Origin of the sequence: Lactiplantibacillus dongliensis, from assembly GCF_005405105.1 — a bacterium.
Classification (GTDB): Bacteria; Bacillota; Bacilli; order Lactobacillales; family Lactobacillaceae; genus Lactiplantibacillus; species Lactiplantibacillus dongliensis.
Window position 1 is genome coordinate 1 of sequence record NZ_BJDK01000051.1, and the last position, 17,747, is coordinate 17,747.

General features: G+C 45.2%; 14 protein-coding genes and 1 tRNA gene. 5 read left to right on the forward strand and 10 right to left on the reverse strand.

Going from position 1 to position 17,747, the window contains the following annotated elements:
• Positions 1–232: 232 nt before the first annotated feature.
• The 3 genes from FFM80_RS13800 to ppx are packed head-to-tail and all read left to right on the forward strand — an operon-like array spanning position 233 to position 4,877.
• Entirely contained in the window at positions 233–1,762 is a 1,530-nt protein-coding gene (locus tag FFM80_RS13800) for a Ppx/GppA phosphatase family protein (protein ID WP_137641332.1), read from the forward strand.
• Positions 1,763–1,764: 2 nt separating this feature from the next.
• The gene (locus FFM80_RS13805) at positions 1,765–3,921 is read left to right on the forward strand and encodes an RNA degradosome polyphosphate kinase (protein ID WP_137641343.1); all 2,157 of its coding nucleotides are present in this window, start codon (positions 1,765–1,767) and stop codon (positions 3,919–3,921) included.
• A gap of 2 nt (positions 3,922–3,923) precedes the next feature.
• Positions 3,924–4,877: an exopolyphosphatase gene (ppx, locus tag FFM80_RS13810; protein ID WP_137641333.1), complete on the forward strand. Its 954-nt coding sequence runs from the start codon at positions 3,924–3,926 to the stop codon at positions 4,875–4,877.
• Between the two features lie 223 nt (positions 4,878–5,100).
• Here ppx and FFM80_RS13815 read toward each other — a convergent pair whose 3' ends face one another.
• The 4 genes from FFM80_RS13815 to FFM80_RS13830 all read right to left on the reverse strand — a co-directional run bounded on the left by FFM80_RS13815 (position 5,101) and on the right by FFM80_RS13830 (position 7,482).
• A complete protein-coding gene (locus FFM80_RS13815; protein ID WP_137641334.1) occupies positions 5,101–5,304 on the reverse strand; it encodes a hypothetical protein in 204 nt (67 codons plus the stop codon).
• A 121-nt stretch (positions 5,305–5,425) separates the two neighbouring features.
• Positions 5,426–5,848: a Spx/MgsR family RNA polymerase-binding regulatory protein gene (locus tag FFM80_RS13820; RefSeq protein WP_137641335.1), complete on the reverse strand. Its 423-nt coding sequence runs from the start codon at positions 5,846–5,848 to the stop codon at positions 5,426–5,428.
• A gap of 212 nt (positions 5,849–6,060) precedes the next feature.
• A tRNA-Asn gene (locus tag FFM80_RS13825) sits at positions 6,061–6,132 on the reverse strand.
• Positions 6,133–6,687: 555 nt separating this feature from the next.
• Entirely contained in the window at positions 6,688–7,482 is a 795-nt protein-coding gene (locus FFM80_RS13830; RefSeq protein ID WP_137641336.1) for a hypothetical protein, read from the reverse strand.
• 362 nt (positions 7,483–7,844) lie between these two features.
• Between FFM80_RS13830 and glpK the strand changes: the two genes are divergently transcribed.
• Positions 7,845–9,359 carry a glycerol kinase GlpK gene (glpK, locus tag FFM80_RS13835; RefSeq protein ID WP_137641337.1) on the forward strand — a complete coding sequence of 505 codons (1,515 nt, stop codon included), beginning with the start codon at positions 7,845–7,847 and terminating at the stop codon, positions 9,357–9,359.
• Between the two features lie 269 nt (positions 9,360–9,628).
• Here glpK and FFM80_RS13840 read toward each other — a convergent pair whose 3' ends face one another.
• From FFM80_RS13840 to FFM80_RS13855, 4 genes are all read right to left on the reverse strand, one after another.
• Entirely contained in the window at positions 9,629–12,403 is a 2,775-nt protein-coding gene (locus FFM80_RS13840; protein WP_137641338.1) for a cation-translocating P-type ATPase, read from the reverse strand.
• Positions 12,404–12,678: 275 nt separating this feature from the next.
• Positions 12,679–13,431: a nitroreductase family protein gene (locus FFM80_RS13845; RefSeq protein ID WP_137641339.1), complete on the reverse strand. Its 753-nt coding sequence runs from the start codon at positions 13,429–13,431 to the stop codon at positions 12,679–12,681.
• A gap of 11 nt (positions 13,432–13,442) precedes the next feature.
• Entirely contained in the window at positions 13,443–13,853 is a 411-nt protein-coding gene (locus tag FFM80_RS13850; protein ID WP_223877376.1) for a hypothetical protein, read from the reverse strand.
• 121 nt (positions 13,854–13,974) lie between these two features.
• Positions 13,975–14,283: a hypothetical protein gene (locus FFM80_RS13855; protein ID WP_137636000.1), complete on the reverse strand. Its 309-nt coding sequence runs from the start codon at positions 14,281–14,283 to the stop codon at positions 13,975–13,977.
• Positions 14,284–14,517: 234 nt separating this feature from the next.
• Between FFM80_RS13855 and FFM80_RS13860 the strand changes: the two genes are divergently transcribed.
• Entirely contained in the window at positions 14,518–15,177 is a 660-nt protein-coding gene (locus FFM80_RS13860; RefSeq protein ID WP_307722464.1) for an EAL domain-containing protein, read from the forward strand.
• A 387-nt stretch (positions 15,178–15,564) separates the two neighbouring features.
• Here FFM80_RS13860 and FFM80_RS13865 read toward each other — a convergent pair whose 3' ends face one another.
• Complete coding sequence (locus FFM80_RS13865) at positions 15,565–16,650, reverse strand: ABC transporter ATP-binding protein (RefSeq protein ID WP_137641341.1); 1,086 nt, start codon at positions 16,648–16,650, stop codon at positions 15,565–15,567.
• 265 nt (positions 16,651–16,915) lie between these two features.
• Positions 16,916–17,689 (reverse strand): glucosaminidase domain-containing protein, encoded by a 774-nt coding sequence (locus FFM80_RS13870; RefSeq protein ID WP_137641342.1) that lies wholly within the window; start codon positions 17,687–17,689, stop codon positions 16,916–16,918.
• Positions 17,690–17,747: the final 58 nt, after the last annotated feature.

The window sequence follows — 17,747 nt, forward strand, 5'->3', positions numbered from 1 at the left end:
GCGCACGTCTTTCTGTCAGCAGTATACGTTGCCTCAATTTGTATTTTACTTAAGTAGTTTTCAAACGGACCCTAGTACCAAACAGCCACTCATGAAAAACTAATTTATTTTTTTAACAGTAATCACCCTCAATTTGCGTATGTTAAAATTGAAGGTGTAAAGAAACCGATTTAAAGCGCGGTAAATCAACTTTAACCATCAGCCACATCAATTAAACAAATGGGGGATAACCATGGCAGCAAAACTTTTTGGCATTATGATGATCAATGTACAAAGCATCGAGCTTTCCATCGTTAACTTGCGGACTTTAAAGCAAGTCGAACGCGTACACTCGGATGTGTCCCTCGGGGAAGATATCTATGATCAACACACAATTGATTATGATTCGGTCGAACAAGCGACCCAAGCCCTAACCGGCTTTATTCAAATCATTCATGATTATGGCGTTGAAGACTATCATTTATGGGGATCATGGTCACTGTCGACCGCAGATAATGCGGATTATATTCAAGATCAACTACTCGTCCGAACCGGGCTCAAGATTGACTGGTTGTCTAACAGTCAAGAAACTTACTTGCGGTCAGCGGCCGTTGCGGTCAACTTTCCCAAGTTCAAGCAAGTTATTCAACAACCCACTTACTTATTAGGCATTAACTCTGGGAGCGTCGGCATTTCACATTACAATCATGGTAACTTTAGCTTTTCACGTAGCCTGCGCTTAGGCCCCGTCCGCATCGCCGAAGTCTTGGAAGACCTCCAATCGACGGTGCCTAACTACGTTGAAGTCTTAGATGACTACATTTCTAGCGAGATTGCCGACTTTGGCCGTTTTCTACCGGCGACTAACCACCAGCCTAGTAACGTCGTCATGTTGGGGGTCGCGCCATTTTCGAACCTCTTTCAGCAACAAACCACTAAAGCTGGCGTGACCGAAATGACGAAGGCTGACTTTCAAGCCCTTTACAATGATGTCATTAACGCCTCCGACCAGTACTTAATGGATAAGTACGAAGTTGATGAGAACGATGTCCACTTTATTGTGCCCGAACTCTTGTTAATCAACGAACTATTACAATTGACCAATGCCGAAACCATCTGGCTGGGCAACGTCACCGTTTTAGACGGCCTGATCATTCAAGAGGCCGTCAAGCTAGGTTATAAGAAGTATAACTTCAATGATCAGATTGTGACGGCAGCAACCAACTTAGCCAATCGCTATAACGTTGAACCCAAACATCGTGACCTCGTCACTAAGTTCTCGTTGCATCTATTTGATCAACTCAAACCGCTGCATCACTTAGGCAAACGTGACCGACTACTATTACAAGTCGCCGCGATTGTCCACGATGTTGGCAGCTACATTGATCCGCATCAACACTATATGCATTCAGATTATATCTTACGGGCAACGGAAATCACGGGCTTAACAAACGATGAAAAACAAATCATCGCCACGATTGCTCGCTATCATAGTGCGCAGACACCATCTAAAGATATTAAACATTTTGAACATATGACGCTTGAACAACGCCTCGTCATCTCTAAGTTATCCGCCATCTTACGCATTGCGGATGCCTTAGACGATGGCCGCCAACAGAAGATTACGAAGATTTCCGTTTCAATTAAGAATCCAAAAGTCATCATTACTTGTTTCTCACATGATGACCTATTTCTAGAAAACTGGGTGTTCTCGCAAAAGGCCGAATTCTTCAAGGAGGTCTTTGGCCTGACACCTGTAATTAAACGTCGGGGGGTACGTTAATGATGAATTATCATAAGGAAAGTTATTACACCAATCGTGAACTCAGCTGGATGGACTTTAACTATCGTGTCTTAGAAGAGGCTCGCGACAAGGAAAATCCCTTGCTGGAACGCGTTCGCTTTTTGGGTATTACCCAAAGCAACCTCGATGAATTCTTCACCGTCCGGGTTGCTTCACTACGTAAATTAATGTCCGTCAACTATACCAAGCCAGACCCAGCCGGCCTAACACCGAGTGACCAAGTTGCCGCTATCAGTGCCGAAGCGCATGAAATGGTCAAACGCCAGTACAACACCTTGAATCGCTCGCTACTACCGTTACTCGAACAACACGATATTCGCTTATTAACCATGGCGGACTTGACGAGTGAACAATATACGTTCGTTAAAAACTATTTTGACGATGAACTCTATCCGGCCTTAACCCCAATGGCTGATGATTCATCGCGGCCGTTCCCATTTATCGGCAATAATACGTTAAATATCGCGTTACGCATTTATAAAAATGGTAATAAAAAAGACCGCAAATTTGCGACCGTGCAAGTTCCCGATGTTTTCCCCCGGGTCGTCGTCTTACCCGGTGCTGAAAATCGGTTTATCCTAATCGAAGATATCATCAAAGCATTTGTTGGCTCCCTCTTCATTAACTACACCGTTAAGGAGACCAGCGCCTACCGTGTGATTCGTGACCTGGACTTAGACGTGGCCGAAGAAGATACATCTGACTTACTCAAAGAAGTCCAGAAACAACTTAAGATGCGGGAACGTGGGAAAGTCATGCGCCTAGAAGTTGAAAAGAGCATGAGCAAACACCAACGTACCCGGCTATCCAAAGCTTTGGGCAGTACTGAAAGCTCACTCTACGTGGTCAATGGGCCACTAAACTTGACGTTCTTATCCAAGCTTGTCAAGGCAGTGACCGGCCATGATGATTTGAATTATCCGAAATATCATGCTTACTACCCCGCTGTTTATCGGGAAAAGTCAATTTTTGACTTAATCAAAGACCATGATATTCTCATGCAATATCCATACGATGATTTCCAACCCGTTGTGGACTTCATTCACGAAGCCGCTGAAGATAAGAACGTCTTAGCCATTAAGATGACCCTTTACCGCGTTTCTGCCGACTCCCCGATTATTAAATACTTGGGCCAAGCCGCGCAGAATGGAAAACAAGTCACGGTTTTGGTGGAAGTTAAGGCGCGTTTCGATGAAGAAAATAACGTCCATTGGGCTAAAAAGCTGGAAGAAATGGGATGCCACGTCATTTATGGGCTGATTGGCTTGAAGACTCACTGCAAATTGGCCTTAGTCGTTCGGCGCGAAAATGAAGGTATTAAGCGCTACATGCACATGGGTACCGGGAACTACAACGATGTGACCGCCCATTTCTATACCGACCTCGGCCTCTTTACCGCTGATACCGATATGGGGATTGATGCCTCCAATATCTTCAACATGTTGTCCGGTTATTCCGAACCACCTTATTTCCACAAATTGCACATTTCACCGGATGGCATTCGCGACTTCATTAATGAAAAGTTAGATGCAGAGATTGCAATTGCGAAGGCGGGGCGCCCAGCCCTCGTCAAGATGAAGATGAACTCGCTCTCCGATCCACAAATTATTAGCAAACTCTACGAAGCTTCCCATGCTGGCGTCAAGATTCAATTAATCGTACGCGGTATTTGCTGTCTAAAGACTGGCATCAAGGGGATCTCTGATAATATCGAGTTACACTCAATCATTGGGCGTCTATTGGAACACAGTCGGATTTACTACTTTAGTAACGACGGCGAACCGCAGATTTACCTATCGAGTGCTGATATGATGACGCGGAACTTGAATCGCCGGGTTGAACTACTCTTCCCACTCTTGCAACCCGAGATCAGCAAACGGGCCATGGCTATCTTCGAGACGATGTGGCACGATACGGTTAAGACTAGAATTTTACAACCAGACGATACCTTCTTGAAGTGTGATCGGCGCGGCTTGCCAAGCTTGGATTCTCAAGCGACCTTCATCAAGCAGGCCGAAGAGCGGGTGGCGGCTGATCATGCCACCCCGACCCCGACAAGTACCGCGCATCAATTTATTCCAATGATGAGTCCGAAGAATGAACCGGATCCCTTACACGATGATGGAGGCGATCAATAAGTATGGAAAACTTTGCAGTGATTGATCTGGGGTCTAACTCTTGTCGCATGACAGTGACCCAGATTCATGATGATGGCGGTTATACGGTCACTCATCGACTGAAAGAAATGGTACGTTTATCTGAGAATGAAAACGCGACTGAGCTGCCAACCTTGCAGCCAGCGGCAATTGAACGGACCATTGCCGCTTTGAAATCCTTTAAAACCGTCTATGATCAATTGCCTAACCTGACGTTAAAAGCATTAGCGACCGCGGCAACCCGTAAAGCCACTAATCAGAAAAAATTCTTGAAACAAGTCAAGACTGAGCTCGGCTTAGATATCGAAGTGATTCCTGGGACGACTGAAGCCTATTATGACTATTTAGGTGTCGTTAACACTTTACCAACCACCAATTGTGTCATGATGGATACCGGCGGCGGTAGTTGTGAATTAGTTTTAATGGTCAACGGCCAAGCCAAGCACTTAGTCAGCTTACCCATCGGTGCAGTCAGTTTATCAGAGAAGTTTCAATTAGACGGCGCGGTGCCGGCCAATGCGTTGTTCAAAGCCATGACCTTCGTTGATAAATTATTCAACAGCGTTTGGTGGCTTCGCAACGGGCTCAACCTGCCCTTAGTCTGTTTAGGTGGCAGCAATCGGACCTTAGCCAAAATCAACCGGCGACAAAATAATTTTCTCGACTTTGAAGATATTCACGGTTATCGTTTGAAAGATACGGCCATTTACAAGACCTTCGATGCGGTCCTCACCCAAGATGCTGAGGGCCGGGCTAAGATTCCTGGTCTGGCCAAGGATCGTGCCGACATTATTGTCGGTGGGATGGTACCGGCGATTACCTTAATGCGTTATTTAGATTCTGACCGTATGATCTTCTCACAAAATGGCTTACGCGAAGGCGTCCTCTTTGAGCACCTCACTGCGTTAGCAGAACAGAATAGTAAGGTTAGTGAATGATCTGAACTTCATGTCAACAAGTTTGAAGCTAGTTAGCTTGGGTCATCAACTTGGTAGCCGCGTTGATGACCCAATTCTGGCCCCTCCGGCGTTAATCGCCAGGGATTGATAGCGTCCTGATTAATAACTTTTGACTAGTCCTTTATTAGCAAACAAAAAACAGTCGCAAGTGAATACCCCTTAATTGAGGTTTTCACTTGCGACTGTTTTTATCTAACCGGCGCTAGCGCTTATGCTGGTCTTGTTGATCCTGATGCCAACTCGTTGGACTCCACAATTGCCCTTCCATTGCGCCACGCAAACTCTCAATCTCGGCTTGCTGGTCATCAATTGTTTTCATAATCCCTGTAATCACCGCCTGGTTTGCCGGTGTTTGCAGTTTTTTTAACTCCTGGATTGCCCATGCCGCTTGATCAGCTTCACTCATGGTTACCCCGCCCTTCATCTTTGTTTATACCAATTGTACGCAATTTAACGTGGTCTGCCAAATTTTTCGCTTATAACAAAAAAAGGATCATGCCTGGGCACAATCCTCTCGCTCTCGATGCCTACCCAACTGCTTGTTGGTCGTCATCATATAGCTTTTGTTGAATCTCACGTAATTCTGACTTACGCACTGAACGTGGCAAAAATGCCCGAATGTCTTCTTCGTTATAACCGATTTGTAAACGACGTCCATCATAAATGATTGGTCGTTTTAAAAGTTGAGGTTTTTCGACTAATAAATCTAACAGCTGATTGAAGCCTAATTCTGACAAGTCAACGTGCAATGCCTTGAAAGCCTTGGACCGCGTTGAAACAATGTCCTCGAAGCCGTTTTCCGTTAGCCGGAGGATCTGTTTCAATTCATCGCGATCTAGCGGGTTTGCAATAATATCGCGTTCATTGAAGGGAATGCCATTAGCAACCAACCATGCCCGTGCACTACGGCTTGACTTGCTAGATGTTGAATAATATAAGTTTACTGTCACGATGAATTCCTCCTAAGTTTGCAGTAAGTGATTTTAACACTTACTTTTATATAGTAAGTATACGTTGTTAGTCAAGAATAGTCAAGGTTTGTCAGGAAACTTTTTCATATTGATTTAATGAAGAAAGTTTGATGGTTTTGCGAACCACGTCACTGGCCACAAAAGCGGTATCTCAATTGTGAGATACCGCCAAACCAACTAATATTGACTGACTGCCCGGGCTGGGATCGAACCAGCGACCTCTTGATTAACAGTCAATTATTCTACCGCTGAACTACCGGGCAATTTTGCTACTCAATAGTTATAACACATCATGCCATTAAAATACAATCATTTTTTAATTTTTCACTGCTTTTTCTCATTTCTATTACAGCTAGGCTTACAGCATAAGGAACCTAGTGCTAGTTAGTTTAATTTGCCACTCTGGTTGGTCCAGAATCGGCTGGAACGTGGTGGCCGCGTTTTCGAGCCATAGTACGGTCTCGAAAGCCGGGCTTTATCTAAGTCGAAAAACCACGACTAAGATAAACGACACCACTGAGCCAATTCTGGCCCGCCCGACGTTAATTACTGACAAATTATCAATAAATTTTAAATTATTTAACCCATCACTTAGCCGAGAGGTTGGTTCCTAAAATGCTCAGCCGTGTCATTGGCCTTAGTGCGAGTGGTCTGCTCGGACTTAGGCCAAGGTCAGTTTTGAAGACCTCAAGCTTGGCTTCAAAATGGCCCACGGCGTTCCAGCATTTTAGGAACCAACTGGCGGACGGCAATTTCAACTAGCACCAAGCATAAAGACTACTGATAATTGACAATAAGTGCACATCGTTAATCACCAGCTACTTAACCGGCGTTAATAATCCCAACCATGACATCACCGTAAAGTCTTGATAGTGCAATTGTTTTTGCAATTCATTACGGATTTCAATCGGACTTAAGTTCGTGCGCAAATCAAAATAATAATCACCGCGTTGATTATGCATCGTCGGTAGCCACTTGCCTAACTTTGTTAAGCCACTGACATCTGGGGCTTGGGTCTGGTGGTGAAATTGGATATGCAAGGTCGGCTGCCAAGTCGCTTGCCGGTCACCCGTCCGTTGTATCAACTGGCGGACTTGCCGATGATAGCGTAAGGCTAAGTGGCCCCCCATCATCATGCCCACTAACATTAACCCGCCACCAATTCCCAGCGCACCTAATAACAAGTTTGTTAAGACCGCATTGGCGTTACCCTGTGCACTCCCGAAAACGGCGGCACACATTAGTAACCACAACCCAATGACCCACGCGTTCATCGAGTTAATCGCTAAATCACGTGCCCAGCGCGTGACTTTTAAGCGTTCTTTGTCATCAGCCGTGACGACTCGTCGACCAATAACCGGTTGCCCAGTATACACGACACCAACTTCCAGCCGTTCATAGGTATAGCTCGCTAACGGCTTAAATTGCGCTGCTAATGGTTTTAATGCGTCAACTGGTACATATTCAGTCATCACCGTTACAACGTGCTCAGCGGGCTTAAACTGATAATGACAGCCCCTGACAGCTGTCAACTGCCAGCCATGGTGGGCCTGACGATTCAACCAACGACTTTCGGCTAATGACCCCTTCAAAAAGAAACGTCTTTTTTGCATGCGCGTCGCCTCCATTATGTGACCTGAAACCTATCCAACAATTAGTTAAGGCCTTATTATATTCATATTGGTCTATTTTTCAATTATTTGTTCACGCGCTGGTTATTCCAGCAAGCAGCCTGATAATCACCAAAGTGTCTTCTATTGACACTGACAACCCTGCCCTAAAGGTTTAATTGGTCTAGCTTGTCGACTGACCAATGTCCCACTAATTGTCAGGTAATTGACGTTAGTGCTTATTTATTAAATTCCTTATATTTATTCACAAATCTAACAAATCATGCTAATCTTAAGCATAAATAGCGTTCAATTAAAAGCGCTTTCAATACGACTAAAATAACTCATGAAATGAAGGGAATACTATGCCTGCAGAATACATCATGGCGATTGACGAAGGGACAACTAGTACCCGGGCGATCATCTTCGACCATGCGGGTAAACAAGTCGCTGATTCGCAACGTGAATTTCCACAATACTTTCCCCAACCTGGTTGGGTTGAACATAATGCCAACGAGATTTGGAACGCAGTCTTATCAACGATTGCTAACGTCTTTATCGACTCTGGGATTCGTCCTGACCAGATCAAAGGAATTGGGATTACTAACCAACGCGAAACCACCATTGTGTGGGACAAAAAGACCGGCTTACCGATTTACAATGCCATCGTCTGGCAATCACGCCAAACCGCGCCGTTAGCGGATCAATTAATTGCTGATGGGGCCGGTGACATGATTCACGAACACACCGGGCTGATTACCGACGCCTACTTCTCCGCCACGAAGATTCGCTGGATCTTAGATCATGTTCCTGGCGCCCAAGCCCGGGCTGAAAAAGGTGACCTCTTATTTGGGACGATTGACACGTGGATTGTCTGGAAGTTAACCGGTGGCCAAGTTCATGTGACGGACTACTCCAATGCCAGTCGGACCATGTTATTTAACATTCACAACTTAACTTGGGACGACCAGATTTTGGAACTCTTGAACATCCCACGCAAGATGCTGCCGGACGTCCGGTCTAATTCCGAAGTTTATGGCTCCACCAAGGACTATAACTTCTATGGTAGCGAAGTGCCTATCAGCGGAATGGCTGGTGACCAGCAAGCTGCCCTCTTTGGTCAGATGGCCTTTGAACCCGGGATGGTCAAAAATACGTATGGGACTGGGGCGTTCACCGTTATGAATATCGGTGAAAAGCCACAATTGTCCGATCATAATTTACTGACCACGATTGCGTATGGCCTCAATGGCAAAGTGACTTACGCATTGGAAGGCTCGATCTTCGTGGCCGGTTCCGCGATTCAATGGTTACGTGATGGGATGCGCTTAGTCGAAACCGCCCCCGAATCTGAAGAAATGGCCCGGGCTTCGCATAATCATAATGAAATCTATGTCGTGCCCGCCTTTACCGGTCTCGGTGCGCCTTACTGGGATTCCAATGCCCGCGGTTCGGTCTTTGGTCTAACTCGCGGCTCGACGCGTGAAGATTTCGTCAAAGCAACCTTACAATCATTGGCCTATCAATCTCGCGACGTCATCGACACGATGCAAAAAGACGCTGATATGACAATTCCAACGCTAAAAGTTGACGGTGGGGCCGCGCGCAATGATCTGTTGATGCAATTCCAAGCAGATATCTCCAATGTTGAGATTCAACGCGCTGCTGACTTAGAGACTACTGCGCTAGGGGCCGCTTTCTTAGCCGGACTCGCAGTTGGTTACTGGTCTGACTTAGATGAGATCAAAGCCTCACATAAAGATGGTGACCACTTCTCACCACAGATGAGTGCTGCTGAACGGAATAACTTGTACGCCGGCTGGCAAACGGCCGTTAAAGCGGCACAAATGTTCAAACACACCCCTTATCAAGCTGATTAAATCAAAAAAGACCTAATAATGTGGACTTTCTAAGTTCATGTTATTAGGCCTTTATATTTATAAATTTTTGGAGGGAAAATACGATTACCAGTAAAAGTAAATGAACCCTAAACAAATTAACAAGATAAAAATCAGTACAACCACAATAAATAGTCGCTTAATAAATTTATCCATCTAAAACTTCCTTAATTTTATTATTAATCAAGCAGCCCTCCAAATAGATAGTACAATACAATTGTGCGTAATTAAACTAGATGCATTTATCATTTTTAACGGGCCAGCCACCAAGCCTTAATGCCTGAAATCACTAGTACTGGCACTGCCGGTAATAAGATTACCATTGCGTACACGCCATTGCTCAACCGGGCGGTGCCCATCACGTCATTGAAGAATGGCGACATCGTTACCAATAACGAACTTACAGCTGAAAATGCCACAGCCATAACCAGTTTAGAATTGCTAAACGGATTGCGATGGAACAATGTTTTGGAGCTCCGGGCATCGAACACGTGCCAGAGCTGGCCAAAGACCAGGGTTAAAAAGGCCACCGTTTGCGACGCTTCTACCGACAGACCACTATTGGCCGACCAGATAAAGGCAACAAAGACAACGGCTCCCATCACGGTTCCCCGTAATAAGACACGGCCCAATAGGCCATCAGCCAAGATTGAGGCTTGACTATCCCGGGGTGGCACTTGCATCAGATCCCCTTCCGGCACGTCATACCCCAAGGCAAACGACGGTAAGGCATCGCTGACCATATTGACCCACAGGACCATCAACGCCGTCAACGTCGGTGTATTACTGCTGACCTGACCGATATCATGGGTAATCAACAATAACCCGAGTAACAGCGACAAGACTTCGGCCACATTGGTCGTTAATTCGTGACGCATAAAGTTTTTGATATTGGTGAAAATCGTCCGGCCGGCTTCAACGGAATGTTCAATCGTGGTGAATTTATCATCCATCAAAATTAGATCCGCCGATTCTTTGGTTACGTCCGTTCCGTTTATGCCCATCGCCACACCAATATCCGCTACTCGTAACGCTGGGGCATCGTTCACACCATCCCCGGTCATCGCCACCACTTCACCTTGGCGTTGCAGCTGTCGCACAATTCGTTGCTTGTGTGCTGGTGAAACCCGCGCATAGACGCGGACATCAGGGACCCGTGCAAACAACTCATCATCACTCAATTGGTCAATTTCACGACCTTCTAACACTTGGGCAGCCGGAGCTGTTTGGTCCAGCATCCCTAGTTTAGCCGCAATCGCTTGGGCCGTTTTAGCATGATCTCCAGTGATCATCACCACCTTAATCGCTGCTGCTTGCAAGGTCGCCACTGAATGGCGGACTTCTTCGCGCGGCGGATCGATAATCCCAGCCAAGCCTAGTAACGTCAGATGTTGCTCCAAGTCAGCCATCGGTAAATGTAGCGCCTCATCAGCAGTAATGATCCGTTCACTCACTGCCAACGTCCGTAACGCTTCAGCTGCAAAGGCTTCAATCTTCGACACAAAGGTCGCGCGCCCAGTTGCGATGGGGACTAACTGATCGGCCATTGCTAAATAGTCGGCGTGTTGTAACAAGACATCGGGCGCCCCTTTAGTGATAACCTTGTACTGGTCACCCTGCTTAATGACAACACTCATCATCTTTCGCGTACTATCAAACGGAAACAGCCGCAAAATATCAACATCATTTGCCCCAGACTGATCGAGCAAGGCCGCCCGTTCGAAGCCTGCTTTTTGTCCTAACACCACTAAGGCAACATCAGTCGGATTACCAAAGGGCACATAACTCCCCTGCTCATTCTTAGCTACCGTTGCTTCATTATCTAAAATACTTGCCGTTATAAACGCTTGCGCCGCACCTAGTTGGTCCGCCGGGGCAATCTCACCCAATGGTTCATAACCACGACCCTCAACTTCAAAGTCTTGTCCATTAGCAAAAAAGCGGGTCACGGTCATTTCATTCTTAGTTAACGTTCCGGTCTTATCCGAGGCAATAAGCGTCGTCGCCCCCAAAGTTTCAACGCTATTCAACGACTTAATCAAACCGTTGCTCTTTGACAAAACAGTCGCACCAATCGTTAGAACGATCGAGAGAACTGCTGGCAAAGCATCAGGAATTGCGGCCACCGCTAAGGCAATTGCGGTCGACAATAAAGCCGCGAAGCTCGCAAACGAGAAGCTCCCGGTCGTCAACCAAGTCTTCACGGTTCCGGCCAGCAATGTGAACAAGACAATGCCGCCTGCTACCAACATCAACTTGCGCGTCAATCCATTGACAGTCTTTTCGATGGGTGTTAATTGGGTTGGGGTGTCTTTTAATAAGCCGGCTATTTTGCCCAGCTCCGTTTGTCCCCCGGTCGCCACAACGACAGCATAGCCATTACCGTTCGTCACAGTTGACCCCGAGTAGCCCATATTCTTACGATCACCCAAATCCGTATCCGCTGACACTGGCTCGACCTGTTTGTCAATCGGCAACGACTCCCCGGTTAAATGGGCTTCCAAAACGGCTAACTCTGAGACTTTAAGCCAGCGTACATCGGCTTCAATAAAATCTCCCGTCTTCACGCTGATAATATCGCCGGGTACTAATAAATTCGCCGCGACTTTATCCCAATTGTCATCCCGTAAGACTGCAACTTGATGATTGTTCATCGCTTTTAAACTCGCTAACGATTTGCGAGCATTTGCTGTCTGCCAGACTGATAAACCACTATTGATTAAGATCAAAATCATAATTGCAATCGCTTCATAGAAGGACGACCAAGCATGTTGCACATCACCAGTCTGAACTAAGTCATAACCGCCACTGACTAATGACAGTGTGACCGCTAATAGTAAGATAATCACGAGCGGTTCTTTAAAGCTGCGCAAAAAAACGAGCCAAATCGGGGTCGGCGGCACGACTGGCAATTCATTCTTGCCAGTTGTCGTCAGCCGTTGTTGCGCGTTCATACTCGTTAAGCCGGTCTGCCGGTTGGTCTTTAAGTCCGCCAAGACAGCTGCTTTAGATTGGTCATAAAACATAAGTGGTCCTCCTTTGTTAAGCTTCAGTAACAAGCTAAGCTTAACAAATCGTTTAATTTATGCCAACTATAAGCCACTTATACTAATATTGTTTATTACTTAGGGGTCATTGCCTGAATCAACTTAATATGAAGGAATTCACACTAAACGATCAACGAAGCTCTCATCATTTTTTAATTTTTAGCCAACTATCCACCGTAAACCAGCCAAAAAAACTCACTGAAAATTGATTCAGTGAGCACAGGCTTAACTTTATCTAATCAACACACTGGCAACTAATCTCCAATTTCCGGTAAGAAGCCTTGTCGTTGCGCAATCTTTAAGAAGTCACGTCGTTTAGCCGCGGTACCTAAAGCTGCCCGTGTCATCTCAGCTAGATGTTCCTCACGAGCACCACTACTGCGGTGCTCGTAATAAGCATGTAGCGTTTGGTCAAACTTAGTCAACTCAGCTTGATAACTTGCCGGCTGCGCATAGTGATCCTTAAATAAGATGGCATCCAACCCTAGCCGGGGTTTCTTTTCTGGCTGCGTCGCTGGATAGCCAATTTGAAAGCCAAAGACAGGCAACGTTAAAGCTGGTAACTGTAATAAGTCAATCACGGCTTGCGTATCATTATTGATTGAGCCTAAAACAACACTCCCTAGCCCCAAACTTTCAGTAACCATCACCATCGCTTCAGTCATCAGCGTCGCATCTTCCACACTGCCCATAAACCGGTCTAATTCGGTTAAGGCGCGCTTAGCCGCCGGGGTAGCGGCTAACTGGACGTTGCGTTGTTGATCCGCTAAGACCACCAATAAACGGCCTTGCGTGGCGACCGTCGACCGGGTCGTAATCGTCGCCAACTGCTGCCGGACATGGGGATTGGTCACTTCAATTAAGCTATACGCTTGTAAATACTGACTCGTTGGGGCTTGTTGGGCACTGGTGATAATCTGGGCTAAGGTGGCATCGCTGACCGACTGATCAGTAAAGTTCCGCTGGGTACGATGCTGGTTTAACAACTCAATAATGGCATTACTCAAAATAAAGGCTCCTATCCTTGGACTAATTCGGTTGACCATACGTTTAATTGGGGCAACACGTCAACACTTAAATTAAACACGATCCGTTCACAGACTTGGTCAATCTGAATACTGTGAAACAACGGGTAGCGAACCCGCCCCACTGACTGTTGAACGATGACACTCAAGGTACTCAAATTATCGAGCGCCGTTTCTAACAGCGTCATCGACCGCTGCGGGAAGTATTCCCGTTGCAACACTGGATCATCCAATGTTTGACCAACCATCGCTTCAACATCGTGTTTTGTTAGTAACAGACTTTCGGGATGTTCATTAATCAGCCGCAGTAAAATCTTTAAGGTTAACACGGTTTCAAACTCATTCCGGAACCGAAACTTCGTTTGAAATCGCGTCTGGATAAATTGTAACAATTCTTTTCTCACTAGCTTGGTCCTCTCTTCAAGAAACTTGGTCTACATTACCATATTTCGTTGAATTTGTACGGCTACGACCCCAGCTATCCAGAAAAAAACGTCATCCCAATAGGATAACGTCCAACCACCTTTAACCAATATGATTTTCCTTTAAAACAGTATCAACTTCGGTCTGCATCTCCGGCGTCTTCGTCCATTCTTCCCAATGATCCATCGCTTCAGTTGGAATTTCAAAATTCTCGTTAATGTATTGTTGATAAGCGGCGACATGCACAGAATGTGGAATATTCAACTGCAAGATCCGCACTTGCTTGATGAAGCCACGTTCAGCCGCCAGCTCAGCGCGGCCATTCATCAGCATATTACCGAGCTCCATATAAGTTGTCCCGTCATTGCGGGTAATTTCTTGAATCAAATCTAACGTTTCATGATTTTTCAAATTAATCCCTCACTTCAAGTTTTAGTATAGCGGGCAATATTTGACGTGTCAAAAAAGTCACGGTCCTTAAGTGTCGGTCGATAACTCAGGCGTTTCGACCATTATATTGCCAAGATTGTCGCAAATTAATTGCACGCAAGTTTCATTTATCATACAATAAGGTTAAATAAATTAACGAACCTGGAAACAGCATTAAACAGGCGTTAGGAGGAGAGCATTATTTTTAAATTCTTTGTGCAACCACAAATTGATGTCCAAAAGCATCAGGTTTATGGTTACGAAACCTTATTACGTAAATCTGAATCCGAGGGCTGGCGGGTGCCAACTAATTTTCTAGCGCTATCCATCGCTGAACAAGCCCAACTCATTGAACAGGCTGTTCACGAATTAGGCGCCAATCTATCACATCAATTTCTCGCCTTTAACCTTAATCGCGCGCAATTTGAACAAGCTGATACTTTGGACACCCTCATTAAGCTAAAGTCGCGGATCGAACCAGTCCGTTTAGCCATTGAATTGACGGAAGCCCCAACGTTGGCACAAATGCGCCACTATAGCCAGGTCCTCCATCAGCACGATATGAAACTTGATCTCGATGATGTCGGCACCGGCTCTAACACCTATGCTAATATCAAAGACTTTCTACCATACGCTGATAAAATCAAGTTTGCGATGCAAAATCTACGAATGAGCGGGATTCCTGAAAAAATTCCGGCACAGTTAGACTTTTGGGCTAAGCAAGCCCATCAACATCACTTAACCATGATTTTAGAAGGTATCGAAGACGAGCAAGATCAAGCACTAGCCGCCAAATACGGGGTACATATTCATCAAGGTTACTTTTACAGTAAACCGGTGATGCCCACTGAACTTACCGCAAGCTTAACCCTTTAATAACAAAACGATTGTTGCTACAGCTGGCGCAACCGTTTTTTTGTTGCACAAAAAAACCACTATCCAAAGATAGTGGTCGGCATAAGAGAGAAAGAGAATTGATTAGAAGGTAACTAAATACCTTACATGCTTAGAATAAGCGATATTGAAAGCGTTGTCAATGGTTAGTGAAAATAAATAGAAAAATTATCAAAAATTGATAGATAAATTGATATTTAAGCACGGTTAATCAATTCATCGCCTCTATGAAAGCGATTCATCAGCGGTGTTAACTGGATTCGCGGTTAATCCGTTAAATTAGTTCAACTAATAAATCATGATAACTATTTTAATACCACAGTAACAAAAAATCTCGACTACCATCGTAATCGAGATCCATTCAACTCGCTATTTAATTGACTTCGTTACCCCCGGACCAACTAAGGTCGTGGTGGGGTGTAAGATCGATGACGGATTAGCCACCACGCTCTTAAGCGAATGACCAGAAACATTAACCAACATCAAGAAGATCAAAACGATTAACAGCGCCCATGAAAAGACTTTCGTTGGCATTGGCATTGTTTCAGAAATGACACTGTTATAAAAGTCACGTTGCACATCGCGCGCCACATGCTGATTATCTGGTTCGGCTTGTTGCCGTTCCGCTGTAATCTTTTCTTGATAGGCCTTGATATCAAAGTTCTTTTGCTTCTCTTTAGCATCCCGTTGATACTTGCGCTTGTCTTTCTTCGATAGCGCTTTGAACATCTTAATGAACTTCCGATATTCCTTAACGACTGGTTCAGTCGCCCCAATCTGCTTCAAGTCGCCATACTGAATCCAAGCAACCCGATCACAGATCATTTCAATTTGCTTTAAAGAATGACTGACGAAGATAATCGTCTTGCCTTCGTCTTTAAATTCCTTGATCTTTTCCACACACTTTTGATAGAACGTATCATCACCAACGGATAACGCTTCATCAATAATCAAAATATCCGGATTAATGTGGACGGCAATTGCGAACCCCAACCGTGATTTCATCCCAGATGAATAACTTTTAACGGGTTGGTACAAGAAATCACCGATATCCGCAAAAGCCACGATGTCATCAAGCATCTCATCGATTTCTTGGTTCGTGAGTCCCATCATCAAAGCTTTCAATCGAATATTTTCAAGCCCCGTTAATTGACCACGTAATCCAGACTTAATGGCAACGATCGAGGTATCCCCACGAACATCGACAATCCCGGTCGTTTGTGGGATTACGCCTGAAATAATATTCGATAACGTTGACTTACCGGAACCATTGACCCCAATTAAGCCAAGAGTTTCACCCGCTTGCACTTCTAGTGAGATCCCTTTCAGCGCCCAAAATTCTGGAATCTTTTGGTTGGAAAGCGAAAAGAACGCCTTTAATTGATCAGAACGCGTTTTAAATAAGTCGAATTCCTTCGTCACATTTTGCACTTTAATTTTGTAATCAGTTGTCATTTTAAATACTTCCTAATTATAAGCGATTCACGACACGCTATTTCTTTCGATATTACTAACTGCTTCATGTTACTAGAGAACCCGATTAGCGTCAAGCATCCACCTGAAGCTTAAAACTAAATTAACCGCCAAGTAGGTCGTCGTCTCCGATTACCGCTGATGCCGACCGTTTCCCGTCTGAAAAACGGTCTGAGGCTCATTAGCAACCGATTAAAGCACTCATAACCCACAATAAAAGCCTGGCTTTTACACCAGACTTACTTGTTTAATCTTCAGTTTCAGTAGTCTCACTGGCAGTCGTCGCAGTACTTGATGCTGCCGTTTGGCTACTGCTCGTTGAACTGCTGTCAGTTTTACTGGTTTCTTTAGTACGACTCTCATCGCTGCTAGCCTGACTGCTCGTCGCTGCTTGACTCGTCGCAACAGCGTTGGTCGTACTGCTACTACTGCTGTCTGCTGTCTTCGCTTGCGTTCTCACTGCTGGCTTGAACAACTTATTATGTGCCGCAATAACATTAGCTTTGAGCGGACTCGTATGCATTACCGCACCCTTAGTCATCCAGCCCTTCTTCGTACCAGCTTTAACTCGATACCAAGTCTTGGCGCCAGATGTCTTGGTCCCCTTCATATCAATCGACACGATTTGGTCAGCATACGTCTTACTCGAGCGCGAGGTAATTCCGCCACGAGTGTTAACAATATGTGAATAAATCTTATGGTTCGACGACTTCATAATGGTGTAGGCTTTGTAAGGCGTATAAGTTGCTGCGGCATATTTCTTATCGAAACGTTTATGCAGATTCCAAGTGGCAATAATTCGGTCCAATTGTTGACCATACGCTGAATTCGTGGAGTAACGTGATGACAAAGCGGCGGTTGCTTTTTGATACGTCTTCGCATTTGCGCGCCACGTACCGGCATAATAATTAGCATCCCAAGCCGTACCATGACGCAAGGTCTTGGCGTTATCAGTCATTGATGCTTTAATGGAAGGGTACTTTCGGAACTTAGCGTTAGTGTCTAAAGGTTGAAAGTACAAAAACAGACCACACACCTTGATACAAAAGGTCTGTGGGGTCGGATATTAGTATTTTCAG

Bases quoted from the DNA above. Each gene is read 5' to 3' on its own strand.
- FFM80_RS13800 (WP_137641332.1), top strand. From the start codon at position 233: ATGGCAGCAAAACTTTTTGGCATTATGATGATCAATGTACAAAGCATC.
- FFM80_RS13805 (WP_137641343.1), top strand. From the start codon at position 1,765: ATGAATTATCATAAGGAAAGTTATTACACCAATCGTGAACTCAGCTGG.
- ppx (WP_137641333.1), top strand. From the start codon at position 3,924: ATGGAAAACTTTGCAGTGATTGATCTGGGGTCTAACTCTTGTCGCATG.
- FFM80_RS13815 (WP_137641334.1), bottom strand. From the start codon at position 5,304: ATGAGTGAAGCTGATCAAGCGGCATGGGCAATCCAGGAGTTAAAAAAA.
- FFM80_RS13830 (WP_137641336.1), bottom strand. From the start codon at position 7,482: ATGCAAAAAAGACGTTTCTTTTTGAAGGGGTCATTAGCCGAAAGTCGT.
- glpK (WP_137641337.1), top strand. From the start codon at position 7,845: ATGCCTGCAGAATACATCATGGCGATTGACGAAGGGACAACTAGTACC.
- FFM80_RS13840 (WP_137641338.1), bottom strand. From the start codon at position 12,403: ATGTTTTATGACCAATCTAAAGCAGCTGTCTTGGCGGACTTAAAGACC.
- FFM80_RS13865 (WP_137641341.1), bottom strand. From the start codon at position 16,650: ATGACAACTGATTACAAAATTAAAGTGCAAAATGTGACGAAGGAATTC.